This window comes from Vibrio sp. 10N.261.51.A3 (genome assembly GCF_041471965.1).
Lineage (GTDB): Bacteria > Pseudomonadota > Gammaproteobacteria > Enterobacterales > Vibrionaceae > Vibrio > Vibrio crassostreae_C.
On record NZ_JBFRPK010000169.1, the window covers coordinates 1 to 203 of the forward strand.

Genomic DNA, 203 nt, shown 5'->3' on the forward strand with positions numbered 1-203 from the left:
CCGAGGATCTGCCACACTTATGTGGTACTTAAATGCATCGGAGGCACCATGTCTGATTATTCTTATTTCTGCGGTATCGACCTAGCTAAAAACCACTTTAGTCTTCATGCCGTAGACCAAAATGGTAAGGTCATACTTCATAAGTCAGTAACCCGCTCTAAACTACTGACTACAATAGCAAATATGCCACTCATGCGTATAGG

At 42.4% G+C, this 203-nt stretch carries 1 pseudogene; it reads left to right on the plus strand.

Going from position 1 to position 203, the window contains the following annotated elements:
* Positions 1 to 48: 48 nt before the first annotated feature.
* A pseudogene (locus AB4371_RS22535) lies at positions 49 to 203 on the plus strand (IS110 family transposase); the annotation flags it as partial.